This window comes from Rubricella aquisinus (assembly GCF_014199445.1).
Taxonomy (GTDB): domain Bacteria; phylum Pseudomonadota; class Alphaproteobacteria; order Rhodobacterales; family Rhodobacteraceae; genus Rubricella; species Rubricella aquisinus.
Window position 1 is genome coordinate 269,252 of the sequence record NZ_JACIJS010000006.1, and the last position, 20,680, is coordinate 289,931.

Annotated in this window: 20 protein-coding genes and 1 riboswitch; of the genes, 12 read left to right on the top strand and 8 right to left on the bottom strand. The window is 63.9% G+C overall.

Annotation, left to right across the window (positions count from 1 at the left end; all coding sequences use genetic code 11):
* Positions 1 to 4: 4 nt before the first annotated feature.
* The 7 genes from FHS89_RS11540 to FHS89_RS11570 are packed head-to-tail and all read right to left on the bottom strand — an operon-like array spanning position 5 to position 5,985.
* Positions 5 to 388 (bottom strand): ExbD/TolR family protein, encoded by a 384-nt coding sequence (locus FHS89_RS11540; RefSeq protein WP_184011751.1) that lies wholly within the window; start codon positions 386 to 388, stop codon positions 5 to 7.
* Positions 381 to 932: a MotA/TolQ/ExbB proton channel family protein gene (locus FHS89_RS11545; protein ID WP_184011753.1), complete on the bottom strand. Its 552-nt coding sequence runs from the start codon at positions 930 to 932 to the stop codon at positions 381 to 383. The genes FHS89_RS11540 and FHS89_RS11545 overlap by 8 nt, the downstream gene beginning before the upstream one ends.
* Positions 929 to 1,612: an adenosylcobinamide amidohydrolase gene (locus tag FHS89_RS11550; RefSeq protein WP_221229407.1), complete on the bottom strand. Its 684-nt coding sequence runs from the start codon at positions 1,610 to 1,612 to the stop codon at positions 929 to 931. The genes FHS89_RS11545 and FHS89_RS11550 overlap by 4 nt, the downstream gene beginning before the upstream one ends.
* Complete coding sequence (locus tag FHS89_RS11555; RefSeq protein ID WP_184011755.1) at positions 1,609 to 2,376, bottom strand: ABC transporter ATP-binding protein; 768 nt, start codon at positions 2,374 to 2,376, stop codon at positions 1,609 to 1,611. Before FHS89_RS11555 ends, FHS89_RS11550 begins: the two co-directional genes overlap by 4 nt.
* Positions 2,373 to 3,374 (bottom strand): FecCD family ABC transporter permease, encoded by a 1,002-nt coding sequence (locus FHS89_RS11560; RefSeq protein WP_184011757.1) that lies wholly within the window; start codon positions 3,372 to 3,374, stop codon positions 2,373 to 2,375. Before FHS89_RS11560 ends, FHS89_RS11555 begins: the two co-directional genes overlap by 4 nt.
* Entirely contained in the window at positions 3,371 to 4,186 is an 816-nt protein-coding gene (locus FHS89_RS11565; RefSeq protein ID WP_184011759.1) for an ABC transporter substrate-binding protein, read from the bottom strand. The genes FHS89_RS11560 and FHS89_RS11565 overlap by 4 nt, the downstream gene beginning before the upstream one ends.
* Complete coding sequence (locus FHS89_RS11570) at positions 4,186 to 5,985, bottom strand: TonB-dependent receptor plug domain-containing protein (protein WP_184011761.1); 1,800 nt, start codon at positions 5,983 to 5,985, stop codon at positions 4,186 to 4,188. Before FHS89_RS11570 ends, FHS89_RS11565 begins: the two co-directional genes overlap by 1 nt.
* A 138-nt stretch (positions 5,986 to 6,123) precedes the next feature.
* A riboswitch (cobalamin riboswitch) is annotated at positions 6,124 to 6,329 on the bottom strand.
* 130 nt (positions 6,330 to 6,459) lie between these two features.
* Between FHS89_RS11570 and FHS89_RS11575 the strand changes: the two genes are divergently transcribed.
* The 8 genes from FHS89_RS11575 to FHS89_RS11610 all read left to right on the top strand — a co-directional run bounded on the left by FHS89_RS11575 (position 6,460) and on the right by FHS89_RS11610 (position 15,878).
* On the top strand, positions 6,460 to 7,536 hold the full coding sequence (locus tag FHS89_RS11575; protein WP_184011763.1) for a CaiB/BaiF CoA transferase family protein: 1,077 nt from the start codon (positions 6,460 to 6,462) through the stop codon (positions 7,534 to 7,536).
* Positions 7,533 to 8,312, top strand: coding sequence for a maleylpyruvate isomerase family mycothiol-dependent enzyme (locus FHS89_RS11580; protein ID WP_221229410.1), 780 nt, complete (start codon positions 7,533 to 7,535; stop codon positions 8,310 to 8,312). The genes FHS89_RS11575 and FHS89_RS11580 overlap by 4 nt, the downstream gene beginning before the upstream one ends.
* A 57-nt stretch (positions 8,313 to 8,369) precedes the next feature.
* Positions 8,370 to 9,131, top strand: coding sequence for a gamma-glutamyl-gamma-aminobutyrate hydrolase family protein (locus FHS89_RS11585; protein WP_184011765.1), 762 nt, complete (start codon positions 8,370 to 8,372; stop codon positions 9,129 to 9,131).
* A 57-nt stretch (positions 9,132 to 9,188) separates the two neighbouring features.
* On the top strand, positions 9,189 to 12,389 hold the full coding sequence (locus tag FHS89_RS11590; RefSeq protein WP_184011767.1) for a reductive dehalogenase: 3,201 nt from the start codon (positions 9,189 to 9,191) through the stop codon (positions 12,387 to 12,389).
* 105 nt (positions 12,390 to 12,494) lie between these two features.
* Positions 12,495 to 12,734, top strand: a complete 240-nt coding sequence (locus FHS89_RS11595) for a hypothetical protein (RefSeq protein ID WP_221229411.1) — start codon at positions 12,495 to 12,497, stop codon at positions 12,732 to 12,734.
* Positions 12,735 to 12,783: 49 nt separating this feature from the next.
* Positions 12,784 to 14,073, top strand: a complete 1,290-nt coding sequence (locus tag FHS89_RS11600) for a prohibitin family protein (protein ID WP_184011769.1) — start codon at positions 12,784 to 12,786, stop codon at positions 14,071 to 14,073.
* Between the two features lie 6 nt (positions 14,074 to 14,079).
* Entirely contained in the window at positions 14,080 to 15,201 is a 1,122-nt protein-coding gene (locus FHS89_RS11605; protein WP_184011771.1) for a pyridoxal-phosphate dependent enzyme, read from the top strand.
* Positions 15,198 to 15,878 carry a 4'-phosphopantetheinyl transferase family protein gene (locus FHS89_RS11610; RefSeq protein ID WP_184011773.1) on the top strand — a complete coding sequence of 227 codons (681 nt, stop codon included), beginning with the start codon at positions 15,198 to 15,200 and terminating at the stop codon, positions 15,876 to 15,878. Before FHS89_RS11605 ends, FHS89_RS11610 begins: the two co-directional genes overlap by 4 nt.
* Here FHS89_RS11610 and FHS89_RS11615 read toward each other — a convergent pair.
* The gene (locus FHS89_RS11615; protein ID WP_184011775.1) at positions 15,865 to 16,626 is read right to left on the bottom strand and encodes a GNAT family N-acetyltransferase; all 762 of its coding nucleotides are present in this window, start codon (positions 16,624 to 16,626) and stop codon (positions 15,865 to 15,867) included. The genes FHS89_RS11610 and FHS89_RS11615 overlap by 14 nt on opposite strands.
* A 66-nt stretch (positions 16,627 to 16,692) precedes the next feature.
* On the opposite strand from FHS89_RS11615, the gene FHS89_RS11620 reads away from it, so the two are divergent.
* From FHS89_RS11620 to FHS89_RS11635, 4 genes are read left to right on the top strand one after another with little or no spacing between them, the layout of a single operon-like run.
* Positions 16,693 to 17,385, top strand: a complete 693-nt coding sequence (locus tag FHS89_RS11620) for a hypothetical protein (protein ID WP_184011777.1) — start codon at positions 16,693 to 16,695, stop codon at positions 17,383 to 17,385.
* A complete protein-coding gene (locus FHS89_RS11625) occupies positions 17,382 to 19,397 on the top strand; it encodes an MFS transporter (protein WP_184011780.1) in 2,016 nt (671 codons plus the stop codon). Before FHS89_RS11620 ends, FHS89_RS11625 begins: the two co-directional genes overlap by 4 nt.
* Positions 19,394 to 20,380, top strand: a complete 987-nt coding sequence (locus tag FHS89_RS11630) for an ABC transporter substrate-binding protein (RefSeq protein WP_184011782.1) — start codon at positions 19,394 to 19,396, stop codon at positions 20,378 to 20,380. The genes FHS89_RS11625 and FHS89_RS11630 overlap by 4 nt, the downstream gene beginning before the upstream one ends.
* Positions 20,381 to 20,410: 30 nt before the next feature.
* On the top strand, positions 20,411 to 20,665 hold the full coding sequence (locus FHS89_RS11635) for a hypothetical protein (protein WP_184011784.1): 255 nt from the start codon (positions 20,411 to 20,413) through the stop codon (positions 20,663 to 20,665).
* Positions 20,666 to 20,680: the final 15 nt, after the last annotated feature.

Sequence of the window (20,680 nt, forward strand, 5' to 3'; positions counted from 1 at the left end):
GCGCTTACTCCACCAATGCCACATTGGGCAGACCCGCTGCGCCAAGCGTGTCGATGACGCGCATCAGCGCCTGCACATCGGCCCCATCGCGGGCGCGCAGGATGATCACATCCTCCGGCGATTGCATCAGGGGCGACAAACGGTCGGAAAGGGCAGAAAGATCAACCTCTTGCCCATTCAGGTGCAGGCCATCGCCACGCAGCTCCACCAGCCGCGGGGGGCCGGAATATGTGCTGCCCCCGTCACCCCCAGTGCGCAATGGCACAAGGTTTTCGGCCCCAAACCGTGCGGCCAGCATGAAAAAGATCAGGAGCAGAAACACAACGTCGATCATCGGTGTCAGGCTGGCGCGGCGGCGCGCGCGGGGCGGCGGGCTAAGGTCAAGCATCGGCCTGACCCGTGAGGATACGCGTCGCCTGATCCTCCATCCCGAGGCGCAACCGGTCCACGATGCTGTCAAACCATGTCAATGCAGCAGAGGCCGGAATGGCGACCGCCATGCCCGCCGCCGTGGTCAGAAGCGCCTCCCAGATGCCGCCTGCAAGCGCGCCGGGATCAGCCTGTGCGCCGCTCGCCTCCAGCACGCGGAACGCGTCGATCATACCCAAAACGGTGCCCAGAAGGCCCACAAGCGGCGCGATGGTCGCGATCAGTTCAAGCGCACGCAGCCCCTGCCGCGCGGCGGCCAGTTCCGCGCGGGCGACACGGGTGACTTCCTCCCGCTGGTCGGCGGCGGACATCTCAGAGGCCCGAACGCCACGCGCGCGGGCCGCCACGCGCCCGATCATACCCGCGTCGGACCACGCGCCCAAGCTGCGGAAATGCCACAATTTCCACAGGATCACCGCGAGCGTCAGCACCGAAAGGCCGAAAATCACCCAAAGCGCCGGGCCACCAAGCGCCAGAAGGGAAGCGGAGGCTGTGTCGGTCATGGGTCTGTCTCTCCTGTCGGCTGTAGGGGCTTTATCTGTCCTGCGCGGTGCTGCTCTGTCCAGAGGGTTACGCCTGCGCGCATGACCTGCCGTGTCGCCGCGCCAATGGCCTCCCCAAGGGCGGTGTGCATCCCGGCATAGGGCGTTGGATCGGGCGCATCAGGGGCGGCGATGACGATACAGTCGGTGCCGGTGCCCGTGGCGCGCCGCCCGCCCGGCAACGGGTGGTCAGCAGCCAGAACCTCCACCGTGCGGGCCGCAGCGATCAAGCTCATCGCTTCGAGCAGCGCGGCCTCCGTCATTGGGGTGTGCGATTGCACCAGAATATTGATCGTGCCGGGAAAGGGCGCGCGGGGGGAGCGGGTGCCGATCTCCTCCGCGTTCGAGAGGCCGACGGTGGCCAACGCCTCAACCCGGTGGCCCTCGATGGTCACGGTCGTGTGGTGATGGTGCCGGATATCGCGGGAGGTCAGCAGACCAACGGGGTCGCCTTGTGTCGAGAGTTCCTTTGTAAACCAGTCTGTTACGTCAAGTTCCTGCGGTAAATCCGCGTTCCGCACTTGCCGCCATGCAACCCGTTGCGCGCGCGTGATCCCCGGATGGGACAGCGCCCAGCTTGCCATCTTGTGCGGGGTCGCGAGATCCGCGATCAGCCATGGCGGGGTGAGCGTGATCCTCATGTCGCGCGGCCCTTGGGGGTCACGATCAACCCGGACGCGTCCCGTGCGATATGCGCGTCGATCCCATAAACGGCGCGCAGCAGTGGCGCGGTTAGCACCGCGTCCGGTGGCCCATCGGCCACGGCGCGCCCGTCCTGCATGACGATCAACCGGTCGCAAAACCGCGCCGCAAGGCTCAGATCATGCAAGGACACCAAAACGCCGCGCCCCGCGCGGGCCAAGCGCTGGAATGTCTCCATCAGGCCGATCTGATGGGCTGGGTCCAGCCCGGCTGTTGGCTCATCGGCGATGAGCAGCGGCGCTTCCTGTGCCAAGGCGCGCGCGATCAGCACCCGCGCGCGCTCCCCTCCCGACAGGTCCGTCGCAGGGCGGTGGCGAAAGGGGAGGAGGTCCATCTCCGTCAGGGCCGCGGTGATCGCCGTGTGATCCGCGGGGCCAAGCGCGCCGCGCCGATGCGGCGTGCGGCCAAGGGACACCAGAAGCTCCACCGAAATCGGCCAGCCAATATCCCGCTCCTGTGGCAGATAGGCGACCTGCCGCGCACGCGCCTCCCGCCCCAGATCGGGCAGGGCGTGACCGGCCAGCGTGATCTCCCCCATGGCGGGGATAAGGCCAAGGGCCGCTTGCATCAGTGTCGATTTGCCCGCGCCATTCGGCCCGATCAAGCCCGTGAGGCTGCCGGCCTCCATCGTGAGGCTGACCTCATTGACCACCGCGCGCCGATCCCGCATCACACGCAGATTGTGCAGAGACATCAGGCTCATAGCAGCGTCCTTCGGGTGCGGAACACGAGCCAGAGGAAGAACGGCGCGCCGACAAGGGCCGTCAGCACCCCCAGTTTCAAATCCCTGTCCGGCGCGATCAGCCGCACCGCGATATCCGCGGCCAGCAACAGCGCCGCCCCCGCAAGGGCCGAGGCAGGCAGTAAGCGGGAGGGCTGCGCACCAACAAGCGGGCGCATCACATGGGGCACGATCAATCCGACAAAGCCGATGGCCCCGGCTACAGCGGTCGCAGCACCCACGCTCGCCGCCGTACCCAGCACCGCCAAGAGCCGCACGCGCGCGACCTGCACCCCCATGGTGCGCGCCGCGTCCTCACCCAGCGTGAGCGCATCAAGTGCACGACCGAGCGGCAGCAGCATCGCCCATCCTGCGAGCATAAAGGGTGCCGCCAGCGCCAGATGCTCCATCGACCGATCCGCGAGCGAGCCAAGCAGCCAAAACACAATCTCAACCGCCGCAAAGGGATTGGGCGACAGGTTCAGCACCAGCGATGTCAGCGCCCCGGCAAGGCTCGATACCGCAACCCCGGCAAGGATCAGCGTCAGCGCCCCGCCGCGCAAACCGGCAAGGCTTTGCAGGATCAAGGTCGCAAGGATCGCGCCCAACAGCGCCATGAGCGGCAAGGCAAGCGGGAACAGCACCGACAATCCGGTATAAAGTGCCAGCACCGCGCCAAGGGCAGCAGCACCCGACACGCCCAAAAGCCCCGGCTCCGCCAAGGGGTTGCGCAGGTATCCTTGCAGCGCCGCCCCCGATAGGCCGAGTGTGGCACCAATCATCAAGCCAAGGATCGCGCGGGGCAGGCGAATTTCGCGCATCACGATGCCGGTCGCACTCTCCTCACCGCTCAGCAGGGCCGTGAGACTGTCGATCGTGCCGATCTCCGCCGGGCCGGTGAGCAGGGAGATGGCAAAAAGCAGCATCACCAGCGCCGCAAGTGCGCCCATCAGCGCCCCAAATGGCACGGGTCGGATCATTCTGCCGGCTCCCGCAGGGCCGCGAGCGCGCGGATCGCGTCCTGCACAAGGGGAGTGCCGCACACCCATGTGGCATCACGCAGATGCTCCCGGCGCAGTGCCGCTTCGCGGACCGCCGGGTGGCGCTGGATTTCCTGTGCTCGCGCGGGCGGGTCATAGACCTGACCTTGCAACACGATATCGGGATGGGAGGTAACCAACAGCTCAAGCGGCAAACGCGACAAGCTGCCAAGGCCCAATTCCGCGCCGATATTGTCAAACCCCGCCACGGTCAGGATGGCATTGGGCAGGCTGCCCGCGCCGGAAGTGTAGGAGTTGGCGTAATGCAGCGCCATGCGGGGGCGGGTCTCGGGCTGGCGGATCGCAGCGATGGTGGCATCAAGGGCTGCAATCGCGTCCTCCGCCGCGTCCTCTGTGCCAAGCCAGCGGCCCATTTGCCGTGTTGTGTCGCGCACATCGTCAAGCGAGCGGGCGATGGGGATCTGTTCGACCCGGATGCCAAGCCTGCGCAGCAGGTTCACGGTGGCTGGGTCGGTGAATTGCCCCGCAAGCACCAGATCAGGCGCCAGCAAAAACACGTCCTCCGCCCGCCCGGTATTGATCGGATAGCCGCGCGCCTCCTCCGCCATGGCGGAGGAGACCGGGTCACGCGCAATGCGGGAGACGGAGAGCAATTGCCCCGGCCGCGCCAATTGCATGGCAAGCTGGTCGGTACACAGATTGATCGACACCACACGTTGGGGCGCCGGGTCATCCGCCCATGCAGGGGCGCACAGCCCCAGACACAGCGCGATGAGCCCGGCGCGCACCATCAGAACTGACCCGACACGCCGACATAGAATGCCCGGTCGGACGTGCCATATCGGTTGAGCGTCTGATATTCCTGATCAAGCAGGTTCTCGATCCGCAGATGCAACGCGGTATCGGCGTTCAGGTCATATGTCAGCTTGGTGTTCACCAGCACATAGCCGCCCAAATCACGCCCGCCGTCAATCACGTCAATCGGTTGATATGCGTCAGCGGCAAGCCCGATCCGCTCCCCGATGCGGGTGGCAAGCGTCAGGCTCACTTCCTGCTCCGGCACCCGCACCTGTTGGGTGCCATTGGCGTTGCGCGCATGGCTATAGGTATAGCCAAGGCCATAGCTGACCGCGCCGATCTGCGATCCGGCGCTGATCTCCACCCCGGTGCTTTTGGAGGTGCCGGCAACCTGATTGTACCCCCCGCCGACAAATTCGATCCGGTTGTCGATATCGAGCCTGAACAGGGTGGCCGACAGATCAACGCCCGCAACCTGCGTGTCGATTCCAGCGTCAAGGCTGAGGCTTTCCTCCGGTTTGAGGGCCGCGTTGGCCCCAAACGGGCCGAACAGCTCATTCAGGGACGGCGCGCGGAACCCGGTCGCGGCAGAGGAGCGCAGCTTTGTCGTGTCGCTGATCCGGTAGGCAATCGTCGCGCGGTAGGTCTCAAAACTGCCAAAGGCGGAATGATCATCGACCCGCGCGCCAAAGGTCAGCGTGGAAGCCCCCACATCGAAAGAGCCTTGGGCAAACAGCCCGTCAATGCGCGAGTTGGTAAAGGCGCGGCCCACGGGCTGCGCTTCTTCCCAAGTGCGGTCAAAGCCGAACACCGCGTCGATGGGGCCATCGCCCGCATAGGTGCCGACATACTCCACCTTGTCCCGCGCTCCGGCATTGCCAAAGGAGAACGCGGAGTTGGTGTAGAAATCGCGGGTGGCGACAAGGTTCTGCACGCCGATCCGGTGGGTAAAGGCGCTGTCCTCGTTCTGAAGGTCCAGATGCGCACCGATTTCGCGTTTGAACCGCTCAAAAACGTTGTCGCGATCGGCCACGGGGGTGCCGCCATCATAGCCGCCGCGCCCGGTTTCGGCCGCGACCGATCCGCTAACCGCGATGCCGCTGCTCACCTGATGCCCGGCTTTGAGGCGCACTGCGTTGCGCGCATACCCATCGGTTTCGGTGTTGCCGAGGTTTTCATCGGCGGCGGAAAACCCATCAGACACCAGCCGACCGAACGAAAGGCTCACGTCGCTGTCGCCAAACACGCCAGAAACACGGCCATTCGCGTCCACCGTGTTATAGCTGCCTGCCTCGACGGAGTAGGCGGCGCTCACACCGTCTTGTGTCGCGCGGCGGGTGGTGATGAACAGTACGCCGCCCACGGCCTCCCCCCCATAAAGCAGGGATTGCGATCCTTTGAGCACCTCTACCTGTTCGATATCGGCAGTGGTCAGACCGGACAGTTCGGCCTGTATCTGCAACTCGGAAGGATCGGAGAGTTCGACCCCATCGATATAAACCGCGACATAACGGTCCTGCGCGCCCCGGATACGGATATTGGCCGCCGCCCCGACCCCGCCATTGCGCACGATATTCACGCCCGGAATGCGCTTGAGATAGTCGATCAGGGCGATGTCACCGGAGCGGTCAAGCTCCTCGCGCGTCACGACCGTGACCGCAGAGCCGACCCGCGCGGCCTCCGTCGGGGTACGGTTGGCGGAGACGATGATATCATCCAGCCGGGTCTGCGCCGTCAGAGGGGCTGCGATCAGGGCAATCAGCCCCGTGGTGAGAAGAAGAGAGCGTTTCATACGCGGTATTCCATCCGTATCAGGGGCATGCGCCCCGGTTTGATCTTTTGCTCGGGTGGACAATGCGCGCAGTGCCACCGCAAACGGTTTCCTGATCACCGCTGCGGTTACGCCGCTCCTTCACGCACCCCGCGCGTCGGATGGGTGGTCTTGCCGGCAGGTCTCCTGGCTTGCGGGTCAATGCCGTTACTCCGCCTTCCCGCGCCCCTTGGGGGCAGTGGCATTGTGGAGCTGGCTCGCCGCTTACAGTTGCGGGGGCAGCCGCGGTTTTGCGCCATCGCGCGCACCGCGTTCCCTTTTCATCCAACCCGTTTTCACGGAGTGGAACCGGACGCGTTCTTTAACGCGGGGAAGGGCTGTTCTGTCAACCTCATGTCGCGTCGCAGCATCGGCAAAAAGCGACATCGCCGCTTGCCCCCTTGGCCATTTGCCCCGAAGCTGACGGAAAAACGGAAAAGACAGGGGAGGTATGCCATGCCGGGTCCATTGGACGGGTTGCGCGTGGTCGAGTTTTGCGGACTGGGGCCGGGGCCGTTCTGCGGGATGCTTCTGGCCGATCTTGGCGCCGATGTGGTGCGCATTGATCGCCCCGGCACCGATCCGAAAGGGGCGCTCGGGCATCACGTCTTGGGCCGGGGGAAGCGTGTTGTGACCCTTGACCTTAAGGCCGACCGCGCGGCAGCCCTTGATCTGATCGCCCATGCCGATGCGTTGATCGAAGGGTTCCGCCCGGGCGTGATGGAACGGCTAGGCCTTGGTCCCAAGGACGCCCACGCCCGCAATCCCGCGCTGATCTATGGCCGGATGACCGGCTGGGGCCAGACCGGCCCGCGCGCGCAGGATGCAGGGCATGACATCAACTATATCGGCCTCACGGGTGCGCTTCATGCAATCGGAGAGGACGGACCGGTGCCGCCCTTGAACCTCTTGGGCGATTTCGGGGGCGGGGCGATGTATCTGGCCGTGGGCATTCTGGCCGCCCTCCATGAGGTGCGCAAAACCGGGCGCGGGCAGGTGATTGACGCGGCCATTGTCGATGGCACCGCCCATCTGAGCGCGATGATCTGGGGCATGGTCGGGCAGGGTGCATGGACGGCAGAGCGGCAGGCCAACACGCTTGACGGTGGGGCGCATTTCTATCGCTGCTATGAATGCGCCGATGGAAAATGGCTGAGCATCGGCCCGATTGAGCCGAAATTCTATGCGCTCCTGCGGGAGAAAGCCGGGCTGACCGACCCCGCTTTTGACGCGCAGACGGACCCCGCAGGCTGGCCCAATCTGCGGGCGCGCTGTGCCGCGATGTTCAAGACGCGGAGCCAAGCGGAATGGCTTGCGCTGTTGGACGGGACGGATGCCTGTGTGGCCCCGGTCCATGATTTTGATGCCGCTCTTGCTGATCCCCATATGCAGGCGCGCGGCGTGTTTCAGATGGGAAAGGACGGCCCTGAACCCTCCGCCGCCCCGCGCTTTTCCCACACCCCAGCAGAGCCGAGCCATCCGGTGGCGGAGGCAACGCTGGGCGATATCCTCAATGGATGGAGCGGATCATGACCATGCAACAGGCCACGGATTTTGTGGAGGAGACCCGCGCTCTCGCGCGGATCGTCACGCCCGATATTCTGTCGATCAAAACGGGCTTTAAGGGCTGGAGTATTGAGCAGATCATCCGGCATCTGCATGTCTGGACGACCATGGTTGCCTACGCGCAATCGGATGAGGCGCGGTTTGTCGAAACACTCGAAACGCTCCACCCCGCCTTCCTCAAAGGCCGGGTATGGGAGGCCGAGGCGCTTTTCATGCCGCAAACCGGAGCGGCGCTGCTGTCTGACTGGCGCGACATGGCTGAGGAGGTGGGCGCGCGCTGGGCTGGCGTGGACCCGAAACAACGCATTCCATGGGTCGGCACCAGCATGTCCGCCCGCTCCGCCATGACCGCCCGCCAGATGGAGACTTGGGCCCATGGGCAGGCGATCTACGATGCGCTGGGCCTTGCGCGCGTCGATGCTGACCGGCTGAAGAACATCGCGGTTCTGGGGATCAACACGTTTGACTGGACCTATCAGAACCGGGGCCTGACACCGCCCGATACGCGCCCGACGGTGATCCTGACCGCGCCAAGCGGGGCGGAATGGCGGTTTGAGGGCAGTGATGACGTCGTGCGCGGCTCCGGTACCGGGTTTTGTCAGACCGTTACTCAGACCCGCAATGTTGCGGATACCGATATTGTCACGATGGGCCCGGTCGCAGCGTTCTGGATGGGCAATGCCCAGTGTTTTGCCGGCCCTCCCCATGATCCGCCAGCCCCCGGCACGCGCGGGCCGCGCTGACTCGACAGGGCAGGGTGCCTGACTTAAGTTACCTCTCATCAGTGACAGGAGAGACGAATGACCCGCCCCGTGATCGGTATCATCGGCAATGCGCATCTGATCAACGATCAATACCCGGCGCAGGCTGTTGGCTCCATGAATATGGATGCGGTGTCTCAGGTGTGCGATGCGGTGCCGGTCATGCTGCCTGCCGATCCGGCGCATGTCAGCGTTTCCGATGCGCTATCCCTTTGTGATGGTTTTATTTTTCCCGGCGGTCGTCCCAATGTGCACCCGCATGAATACGGCCATGAGGAGACCGAGGCGCATGGCGCCTTCGACCGGGCGCGCGATGCGCTCGCATTGCCGCTTATTCGGGAGGCCGTGGCGCGCGGGGTGCCTGTGCTGGGCCTGTGCCGTGGGTTTCAGGAGATTGCCGTCGCGTTCGGCTCCACCCTGCACCCGGAGATTCGCGAGCTTCCGGGCCGGATGAATCACCGGATGCCGCCCGATGGCACGCTGGAGGAGAAGTTCGAGCTGCGCCATTGGGTGGAATTGACCGATGGCGGGCCGTTTGCCCGCATCTTCAACGCCAACCGGGTTTTCACAAATACGTTACACGGGCAGGGCATCGACGTGGCCGGGCCACGGGTGATCGTGGATGGGCGCGCGGAGGATGGCACGGCCGAAGCGATCTTTATCGAGGGCGCACCCGGTTTTGCGCTGGGCGTTCAGTGGCATCCTGAATATCGCGCGGCAGAAGACCCGACCTCCCGCCCGCTTTTCGCCGCCTTCGGAGAGGCCGCCCGCGCCACCCGGATCAAGCGGATGGTGGCCTGATCGGGGCTGGTCAATCCTGCTCCCTTTCGCCTTAATGGCCGGGACAGGGAGACCGATATGAAACTCTTTTCCGACGCGTCCCGCCCGGTGCATCTGGGGCGCTATCCGCTGGAGCGGCTGAAGCGGGGCGCGATGCCCGATCTGGGCCGTGTGCCTGCCTTTACCCCCATCTCCTTTACCCGGCCCGAAGCGCCCGACAGCATCGTGAACGCGATGGGGGAATATCAGGCGATGCTGGACGCGATCCGCGATGGGCTGGTGAACAAGGTGCCATCGGAGATACCGAGCGACTTGACAGAGCGCGCCAACCATCTGAAAGGCTTTGGTTATTTCTCTGACGCGACGATGGTGGGCATCTGTGAGTTGCCCGATGCTGCCCGGCTGACCTCCCCCTACCGGAACCCCGATATCGACCGGTTGGCGGAGGATTTGCGGACCCGGCAAACCAAAACGCTCGCCTCAGGCATCGACATGATCATGGCCGATCTGCGCGAGTCGATGGAGGCCCCGCCCAAGGGCATCGACGATCACACCCACGCCATCGTCTTCCTCTATGACTATCCGCGTGATCCGCGACAGGGGGAGCGGGGCGCGGATTGGATCGCGGATGCGCAGGCGCAACGCGCGGCCTTGCGCGCCAATGAAACGGCGGCGGTGATCGGCAATTATCTGCGGCTGTTGGGGCATCCGTCTAAATCCCATTCCGCGTCCAGCAGCGATGTGGACCTCAATGTGCTGACGGTCGCCGCAGGCCTCGCCACGGTGGAGGAGGACGGCGTGCAGGCCCCATGGCTTGGGCAGCGGTTCGGCGTGGCGGTGGTGACGACGACGCTGGCCATTGCCCCCGATCAGCCGCTTGCCCCCATGACGCAGCAGCCATGGAACGACACGCGCGGCCCGGCTTGGGCGCTTGGCCTGCGGTCAGGCACAGGCGGGCTGAACCGAGATCCTTATGCCAAGCGCGATTTTGCCGCTGGCGCGCATCCGTTTGAAAAGCTCAAGCGGGTGGACAGCCCAACCACCTATATCGACGAGCCGAACGTCGCGCGCGTCCCCAAACGCACCGATATGTTCGCGCGCGCGCAATTCGGGGACATGGGCAAGCCATTGCAGGACGGCGCAAAGGGTGGGCATTACGCGCGCAAAGCCGCGCCAAGCGGTGCGCAACGCCGCGCGCTTGGGGCGTTCGTCCTGATCCAGGACGGGCCTGCAGGCGATGGCCCGCGCCCCACCGATGCGCAGCGCAATGCCGATGCGATCAAGGCGGCGAGCTATTTTCTGGGTGTCGATGCCGTGGGCATCTCCCGCTGTCCTGACTGGACGTGGTATTCCCATGACGCAATCGGGGAGCCGATCACCCCCACCCATGACAACGCGATCAGCATGATCATTGATCAAGGGTACGAGACGATGGAGGGCGCGTCGGGCGATGATTGGATCAGCGTCGCGCAATCCATGCGCGCCTATCTGCGCTTCTCTCTCCTTGGTGGTGTTATTGCCAAGCAAATCAGGAACCTAGGCTACAATGCTAAGGCGCATACAGTGCTGGATGGGGAGGTGTTACAGCCGCCCTTGCTGCTGCTGTCGGGCCTTGGGGAAGTGTCGCGGATCGGGGAAGTGATCCTCAACCCATATCTTGGGCCGCGTCTGAAATCGGGGGTGGTGACCACGGATATGCCGCTGGCGCATGACAAGCCGATTGATTTCGGCCTGCAATCCTTTTGCGAGAGTTGCAACAAATGCGCCCGCGAATGTCCGTCCGGGGCGATCACCGCCGGGCCGAAACTGATGTTCAACGGCTATGAGATTTGGAAATCCGACAGCCAGAAATGCGCGACCTACCGGATCACCACGCCGGGGGGCGCGATGTGCGGGCGCTGCATGAAAACATGTCCGTGGAACCTTGAGGGCCTGTTCGCGGAGGCACCATTCCGCTGGGCCGCGATGAACATTCCGCAGGCCGCCCCCCTGTTGGCAAAGCTGGATGATAAGGTTGGCAATGGTGGCCTGAACCTGGTCAAGAAATGGTGGTGGGATCTGGAACTTGGCCCCGACGGGGCCTATCGCCCGACCATGCACGCCCTGAATGAGCGTGATTTGCAAACCGATCTGGACTTGAAATACGAGGATCAGACGCTGGCCGTCTATCCCGCCCCACTCGCGCCGCATCCATGGCCCTTCCCCTTCCCGATGGATCGTGAGGCCGGGATCGAGGCTTATCAGGCCATGGTCACGGCAGATGAATACCAGCGCCGGCGCGACGCGGGCGACGAGAGCGTCATCCACCGCACCGCGCCCCATGGCGACGCGCCCGTGATCCGTGTCGAAGTGACCAAGGCGGAGAAAATGACGCCCGACATCACCAAATACGAGATGCGCAGCCTTGATGGCAGCGACCTGCCGGAATGGGAGGCGGGTGCGCATCTTGATATCGTGGTGGCCCCAGAATTCCTCCGCCAATACTCGATGAGCGGCGATCCGGCGGACCGGTCGGTCTATCAGATCGGGGTTCTGCGGGAGGATACAGGCCGGGGTGGCTCCGCGCTGATGCACCGGATTTTCTCCGAAGGGCGCAAAATCTTCATCTCCAAACCGATCAACCATTTCCCACTAGCGGAAGGGGCGCGCAAACACATGCTGATGGGGGGCGGGATCGGGATCACGCCAATGATTGCCTTTGCTCATACGCTGCACCGGCAGGGCGCGGAGTTTGAGTTGCATTATTGCGTGAAATCCCGCGCAACGGCGGGATATCTCAATGATATTGCGGCGGCCCCATGGGCAGAGCGGGTGCATCTGCATGTGTCGCAGGAAGGCACACGCGCCGATCTGCCGACACTCCTGCGCTATACCGATGGCGCGCATGTCTATACCTGCGGCCCGGATCGGTTCATGTCCGGCGTGATGGCCGCAGCGGAGGCGGGCGGCTATCCAGAGGATGCGCGGCATTTGGAATATTTCTCCGTCCCGGACATACCGGATTATGAGAACCACCCGTTTACGCTGCACCTTGCGCGGTCGGGCCGCAGCTTTGACATTCCGGCTGACAAATCGGCCACGGATGTGCTGGCGGAGCATGGCATCCATGTGGACGTGAAATGCTCTGACGGGATTTGCGGTGTGTGCAAATGCGGCCTTCTGGACGGGGAGGTGGAGCACCGCGATTTCGTGCTCTCAAAGGCGCAGCGCAAGACGAGCGTGATTTTGTGCCAATCGCGCGCGGCAGAGCCCGATGGGACCATCACCGTGGATCTATAAGCCGGACAGAAACACGCATACCGTGCATTTGAGGATTGGCGCGCGGCTCAAAACCTGTATAGTTTGAAATAGCTTATCAGGCATTCCGGCACGATCCGCTGCGACATGCCAACAGGATCGATGGGGTTTTTGATGGTCGCGCTCATTGTGCTTTACCTCTGTGCGAGCCTTGCTGTGGCAGGGTTGGGGCGGCAAACGGCCCTTGGCTTTTGGGGGACGTTTTTCGTCTCTTTGGTGCTGACGCCTTTCCTCATCTTTCTGCTGCTTCTGGCCTTTCGCCCAAATCAGAAGGCGCGCAATCTGTTATTGCGCGCGCAATTGGACGCCTATGACGAAGATGACTGATCCCCGGATCGCGCCGTTTCAAATATCTGGCTCAGGGTAAGGGGCGATCATGTCAGCCGAGGATACGACCAAAAAAGGCACCAAGCCAAAGCGCAAGCGGCCAAGCAAGCTGCGCCTTTGGCTGAGCGGCTGGCGCAGCCGCAACGGCTTCGGCATGGCGATGATCCTGTTGGTGTTCCTGTTCGTGGGGGCCATCGCGCTGCCGCGCGCGATTGTGCAGATCCCTGCGGGTCATGCGGGCGTGCTTTGGGCCCGGTTCGCGGGCGGCACGATCACCGATTTTCACTTGGATGAAGGTCTGCGGTTCATATGGCCATGGGATGAGGTCTATATCTACGACACGCGCCTGCGCACCATCGCGCGGACCTATGACACCATCTCGTCCAATGGTCTGAGCATGCAGGTCGAAATCGCGGTGCGGTTCCGGGTGAACAAGGATTCCGTAGGCACCCTTCACCAGTTGATCGGCCCGAATTATCCCGATGTTCTGATCAACCCGGAGATCGGCTCCCATGCCCGCGAGTTGATTTCGCGCTACACGCCAGAGCAGCTTTACACCGAAACGCGTGCGTTCATTCAGGCCCAAATTCTGGAGCGGATGGCGACACAGCTTGGCTCGTCCCTGATCGCGCAGGGCCTGTCGGGGCAGTTGGTGTTTGTGGAGGACGTGCTGATCCGCTCCGTCACGCTGCCCAGTTCCGTGGTCGAAGCGATCGAGCGGAAAGAGCAGCAATACCAAGTGGTGCTCGAATACGATTTCCGCCTTCAGCGGGAGGAGTTGGAACGCCAGCGCAAGAATATCGAAGCGCAAGGTATCCGCGAATTCCAGGACATCGTGTCCGACACGATCACCGATGAATATCTGCGCCTGCGCGGTATTGATGCGACGCTTGCCATTGCCACGTCGAACAATTCCAAGATGGTTGTGATGGGCGGCTCCGATGGTTTGCCGGTTATCCTTAATACGGGCGCGTTCGAACAGGGCGGCGGCGATGACGAAACGCTGGAGCCGATCACCGCGCCATTGGCCCCGAATGCCGCCGTGGTGGAGCCGCTATCGACCAGTGCGGTGCAGCCCGACAATGACCGGTTGCAAGGCACCCGCAGCCCGCAGACCCGCACCACGGGGTCGCGCCCGGTCACAACATCGACCATCTCTCCGGCGGAGAACGCGGATAACCGTGCGCTGCCCGAAGGGGTCAGTGACAACGCGGATGAGCCGCCAACGCTGACGCAATCCCCGCCCTCGAACGCGGAGCAGTCGCCGCCCTCCAACGCGGCGCAATCGGCCCCTGCGCCCGCTGCCCCGTCCCCGTCCAGTTCCACCACGCGGCCCTGATCCACGATGGGGAAGGGCGCGTGTCTGATCCCGTCCGTCACCGGGGTCTTGCCCTGTGATACATGGGTGCTGAGCCGTCAGCCGGGCGGTGATCTTGGTGCCGTGGCTGGTGTGTTATCCAAGGCGGATATCGCGCGGGCTTCCGCCACCATCACCGCGCGCCCCGATTATGCCCCAACGCCGCTTCTGCCGATGCCCGGCGTCGCGCGTCTGCTCGGGATCGCCCATCTTGCCTGCAAGGACGAATCCCAGCGGTTCGGCAAGGGCGGGGTCAAGGCACTGGGCGCGCCCTACGGGCTGACCCGATTGTTGGAGGACGCGTCGGGCACGCCCGAAGCCGTCGCCGCCACCGATGGCAATCACGGCTTGGCGCTTGCATGGGCCGCGCAAGGGGCAGGCGTGCCGTGTCGGATTTTCATCTCGGAGGACGTGGACCCGCCCCGGCAAACTCGGCTGACCCAAGCGGGCGCGCAATTGTCGATCATCAAAGGCACCTATGATGATGCCGTCGCCGCGGCAGAGGCCTATGCCGCCGCCGCCCCCGACCGGTTGCTTGTGACCGATACGGATTACACAGGCGGCCTTCCGGTGACGCGGCACATCATGGCGGGATATGCGGTGCTCGGTCAGGAATTGGCGGCGCAGACAGCCGCCGCGCCCCCGTCCCATATCCTGCTGCAATGTGGTGTGGGCGGGATGGCTGCGGGCGTGATCGCGGGCTATGTCGCTGCGCGCGGCAGGCTCGATACCAAGCTCGTGCTTGTGGAGCCGCAATCCGCCGCCTGCCTTTACCAAAGCCTCAAGGGCGGCGCGATGCAGGGTGTCGGTGGGGATTTGCTGACCCATATGATGGGGCTGTCCTGCGGCCACCCGTCCCGCCCGGCATGGGATATCCTTTCAGAGCTTGCCGCTGGCGCGGTTGCGGTGGGGGAGGCGGTCGCGGTGCATCTTCAGCCGATGCTGCGGGAGGGGCGCGGGGGTGACGCACCCTTTGCCTGTGGTGATACGGGGGTTGCGGGGTTCGCGGCCCTTGCCGAATTGGCCGCAACGGGCCAGATGGGCGCGCTTGGGCTTGGGCCAGATGCCCGCGTCGTCGTGGTCAATTCCGAAGGGCCGGTCGTGGTATGAGCCTGCGCGTCGTGCTGATGCACACCGCATCCTGCGGGCAGGCAGAGGTTACGGCGGCGCGCGCGCTCCTTTCGCGGGATGAGCAGGACAAAGCCGCCGCATTCCGCTTTTTCCGCGATCAGCGCGATTATGTCATGGCTCATGCACTCCTGCGGCGGGAGTTGGCGCGGGCGGTGGACAGGGCGCCTGCCTCCATCCCCCTGACAACAGATGCCAAGGACAAACCGGTCCTGCTCGGGGCCGGGCCAGCCTTTAACCTTTCGCATTGCGATGGTTTGGTGGCGGTGGCCCTTGGCCCGCGCGCCCTTGGAGTGGATGTGGAATCGGTCGGCACGGACACCCAAGCGGAGATCTGGGATCAGGTGTTGCACCCGGATGAGCGACGCTGGCTCGCGGGCCTGCCCGCCGCCGCGCAGCCCTATGCCTTTCGCCAGTTCTGGACGCTGAAAGAAGCGGTGCTGAAGGCTGATGGCATTGCCCTGCGGCAGGATCCGCGCGCGCTGTGTTTCACCCTTGATCCGGTGCAGTTGCGGGTGGAGGACGGCGCGCGAATCACGCCAGATCACTGGGCCTTTGCGCAGCGCCGCATCGGTCCGAGCCATGTCGCGGCTGTGGCCCATGCGCCGGGGGAGGACGTGACGTGGCAGGAGGAGACAGGGCCGCCTACCCGTTGGTGAGGAAAATCTCTGGCCCGGTGGCTGTGGTCCGCAATGCGGTGCCGCGCGCACCATGGGCAAACGCATCCTTTTGGGCGTCAAAATCAGACAGCGGTAACCACACGCCATCCTGTCCTGCGCGGTCGGTCCCGTCGTGATGCATCACATAACGCCACGCGCCGTGGGGCATCTGCACGAGGGCGCGCGCTGCCAACGCGGCGCGCAACATGTTGGGCAGGGAATAGAGGTTATCGGGGGAGACGGTCGCCAATGCGTCCCTCCGGCCAAGCGTCGTCGCCGCCCTGATCCGCCACGCCAGCATCTCGAAATGCAGCCCGTTTCCCTGCCATTCGGGCAGAACGCCGACGCCGTCAAGCTCCCCCACCGGGCGGGTGTGAAGGGACGCATCCGCGATCAGACGGCCAAGCTCCCCGCCCGGCTGATCCGGCAGGCCCAACAGGCCGTAGGCGATGATCTCCTCCCCCGATAGATAGCCAAGCGCCACGCCATGCCGGATACGTTCCAACAGAAACGCCCGGTCGTCATGGGCGACGACCCCTTTGGGCATCATGGTGCGGGTGCGCTCATGGGTCTGTTCCAGCCGGTCGATATCATCGGTGGTCAAAAGCCGGACGGTTACCTCCGCACGCCCGGTCGGTGCCACTTGCCCCAGAAAAGACGGGAGGGGGGGCAGATTGCTCAGCTTATCGCGCACGCGGGCCTCCTGAACGATCGGGCGCAGATCGGCCGATTTGGCCCGCCGGATCAAGACCGTTGCACCATGGCAGATGCACCCCTAAAACGGAAGCTGGTGTAAAGGGATAGCCCCAGCGTGATGAATACTCTGACCTTCCGGTTTTTTGCCGTTGTGCTCGTGTCGATCACGCTGGCCTTTGCGATTTCGGTGTCGCTCAATTATTTCAAATTTCGCCAGACCATCACGATTTTGGTGGCAGAGCGGATTGATTTCATGGCCTCCGATCTTGCCGCGAGCATCCAGCTTGGCCTTGATCTGGGGTTGGAATTGCAGGCGATCGAGAATGTGCGCAGCCAGCTTGATCGTGCGGGGCTGCTTGATCCAGGTATTCGGGCGATCTGGGTGGTTGACGGGCAGGGGGCGACGGTGTTTGGCGCGGCCCCCGATCTGGCGGAGCCGCTGCCGTCGCTCGATACGCTGGACGGCAATTGGGTGCGTGCGGATGACGGGGCGCTGACGGTCGTCTCGCCCCTGCGCAACAATTTCGGGCTGACGGTCGGGGCCGTCGCCATGCGCTACAGCACCGAACGGACGGAGGCGCAGGCCAGCGCGATGCTGCGCGATCTGATGCAATCGGCGTTGGTGATCCTGCCGATCATCCTGATCCCCGCGATCCTCTTGGTGTTTTTGGTGCAGCGGCGCACGTCGCGCCGGTTGCACACCCTTCAGGGGCGGTTTGAGGGTGCGCATCCCGAGCCGGACCCGGATGATGATCTTGGTCGCATGGCCGAAGATGTGCTGGCCCGCGCCCAGCCGAAAGGCCAGCCATGATTGCCCGCCTGATCCGCAACCCGGTTTTCCCGATGGCGGGGATCGTGCTGATCGGCCTTTTGATCGGCCTTTTGGCGCTGTCCGAACGGGTGCTGCAACTGAGCGAGCGCGACCTGCAACCGGAACTGGAGCGCAAGGCGGTGGCCGTTGGCCTCTCGGTGCGCGAAACGATGGAACGCGCGCTCGATTACGAAATCCCGCTGGCGGAGCTTAACGGGATGGAGGCGTTTTTGGAGGTCTACCGCACCGATGGGGGCCTTGGATATATCGCCGTGATCGCGGATGGGCAGATCCTGTTTTCCAGCGGCCCGGATGCCGCCCTTGCCCTGAGTGAGGAGGAGGCCGACGCTACGGGTGCTGGCGTACTGGAGCTGGTGCGCGCGCCGTTTCGCTGGTTCACCGCCCCTGCGCCGCAGATCGGGGCATTTGACGACGCGACCGTGCGGCAGGTGCCCGGCTATATCGACACGGCGCTGCCCCTTCGTGCGGATATGGAGGTGGTCGGAACGCTCCACCTTGGGACGGATGACGCGATCATCTTTGCCCAATTGCGCGATAACCTCCTTGATATCGCAACGATTTTGCTGCTGAGCCTACTTCTGGCCGTGGAATTGATGCTGTTCGCGCTGGCCTATTCGGTCACTGGCCCGATGGGGGAGATGCGGGCGGTGATGCAGCGGGTGATTGACGGCAAACTCGGCCAATTGTGCCGGGTCTCTGGCCCACGAGAGGTGCGGCGCGCGCAGATGGCGCTCAACGACGTGATCCGCAAAATGCGTGCGGGCGTCGGTGAGGACAGCACCGACATCCTGCAAAAACCGCGCATGATCGGGGTGCGATTGCTCGCGTTCCTTTTCGTGATGGCCGAAGAAATCGCGCGCCCCTTCATGCCATTGTTCCTCAGCGGATTTGCCGACACGGCCCCGGCGGCCCTCAGCCCGGAATTGACGGCGGGTGTCATCATGTCCGCCTCGATGCTGATCATGGCGATCATGATGCCAGTGAGCGGCGTGCTGGTGGACCGCATCGGCCCACGGCGCCTGTTCGGGCTAGGTGCGCTGGTGGCCACGACGGGCCTCTTCGGCTCGGCCTTTGCGGCGACGTTCAATGAGATCATCGCCCTGCGCTGCCTCAGCGTTGCCGGATACGGCCTGTGCTTTATCGCCTGTCAGGGCTATGTGATCGAGAATTCAACGACCGCGAACCGCGCGCGCGGCATGGGCCTGTTCGTCGGGGGCATCATGATGGCCGACCTGTTTGGCGCGGCCATCGGGGGCATCATCGCAGAGCGTCTTGGCTTTTCGGCAACCTTTATGGTCGGCGCTGGCATCTCCGCGCTCGCCGGTCTCCTCGTCTGGCGGTTGATGGAGCAGCGTCAGCAGATCAAGGGGGAGGCCATGCCGCGTTTCCGCCTGTCCCAGATGGGCGCGCTATTGATCAATCGCCGCTTCATGGTGGTGGCCGTGTTGGCGGCAATCCCGGCAAAGCTGATCCTTGTGGGGGTGCTTTACTACCTCGCACCGCTCTATCTGACGGAGCGGGCGCTGAGCCAGGGCGATATTGGTCGGGTCATCATGGCATATGGCATCATCGCGGTGCTGGTGTTGCCGGTCCTGTCGAACCTCGCCGACCACAAGCTGGGCTATCGCAATGCGGTGGTCTGGGGCAGCCTGATCGCAGCACCGCTGCTGATGGCCGTGCCCTATTTCGACATGTTGCCGGTGACATTGGCGGCGATCCTGTTTCTGGGCTTTGGTCAGGCATTGATCACAACGTCGCTGGTGCCATTGGTGACGGTGATTTGCGCCACCGAGATGGAAACGGTCGGGCAGGGCGCTGTCCTTGGCACGTTGCGATTTATCGAGCGGATCGGCTCCGCCTTTTCCCCGCTCGTGGCGGCGATGCTTGCGCAGGCTCTGGGATATGACGTGGCGATTGCGGTCTACGGAGTGACGGGGGTTGTCTGCGCGGTGCTGCTGGCGGTTTTGACACGGGGGGCGGCACGGTCATGAAACGGCTTTTGATCCTTTTAAGCCTTATCTGGCTGATCGTGACCCCTGCATTGGCGCAGGATCCCTACCGCATCCACATGATCCTCTGGCGCGGGGAGACGCAGGTGGAGCAGGGCTTTCGCGCCTATATGGACAGCCGCCAAATCCCGGTGGAGATCACGGTGCACAATATCAACCGCGACCGCTCCCTGATCCCCGGCATTCTGGAGGAGATCGAAGCGGCGCGGCCCGATCTGGTCTATACTTGGGGCACCTCCATCGCGCTGGCCACGGCGGGCCGTCAGGGGGAGGCCGATCCGGCGCGCAACATCACCGATATTCCCGTCGTCTCCACCATGGTGTCCGCGCCGAAAGCGGTCGGTCTGGTGCCCGAGACTGGGATCACCGGGCGTAACAACACCGCTGTGTCCCATGTGCCGCCCGTGCCCACGCAGGTGCAGGCGATGAAATCCTACCGCCCGGTCCGCCGCATCGGCGTGATTTTCAACCCGGCGGAGCAAAACTCGCTCGTGAATGTGGAAAGCCTGCGCGCTGCGACCGCTGCGGAAGGGATCGAATTGATCGAAGCGCCGGTGCCGCTCAACGCCGACGGGGAGGCAAGCGCCGATGTGATCCCAGACTTGATCGACGCGCTGGCGGATGCGCAGGTCGAATTCCTCTATATCGGGCCGGACAGTTTTGTGGGCACCCATAGCGTTGAAATCACCGAACGCGCCATCGGCCACAACATCCCGTCCTTCACCGCAACAGAGCTGGAGGTGCGCGATGCCTCCGCCATGTTCGGGCTGGTGTCGCGCTATGAGGCGGTGGGCGCGCTCACCGGCTTTCAGGTGGAGCAGGTGTTGGTGCAGGGCCGCGATCCGGGCAGCCTGCCGATGCTGACACTGGATCGGTTCACCTTTCTGATCCGCCGCGATGTGATGCAGCGTTTAAAGCTCTATCCTCCCATGCAGATTCTGCGCTATGCTGTTGTAATTGAATAATCCTTTGTCTGATTTCATGGGGGACCAAAGATGACCAATCCGATGACACATGGTGCGATGGGCGGGGGCGTTGGCGGCTTTTTGCCCCATGCGCCGGGCGCGGGGTCCAATCCGTTCGATTTCAACTTTCTTGGCACGGGCCATGGCGGGAGTGCCTTGGCCTCCGGTCAGATTGGCGCGGGCGGCGCGAGCAATGGGCCGCTGTCCTTCGGGCTTGAGATGTTGTCGGCAGGCGGCGGCGCGCCTGCGACACCACCGGCGATGCCCAGCGGTAAACCGGGTTAAGGGCGCTTTGTGACG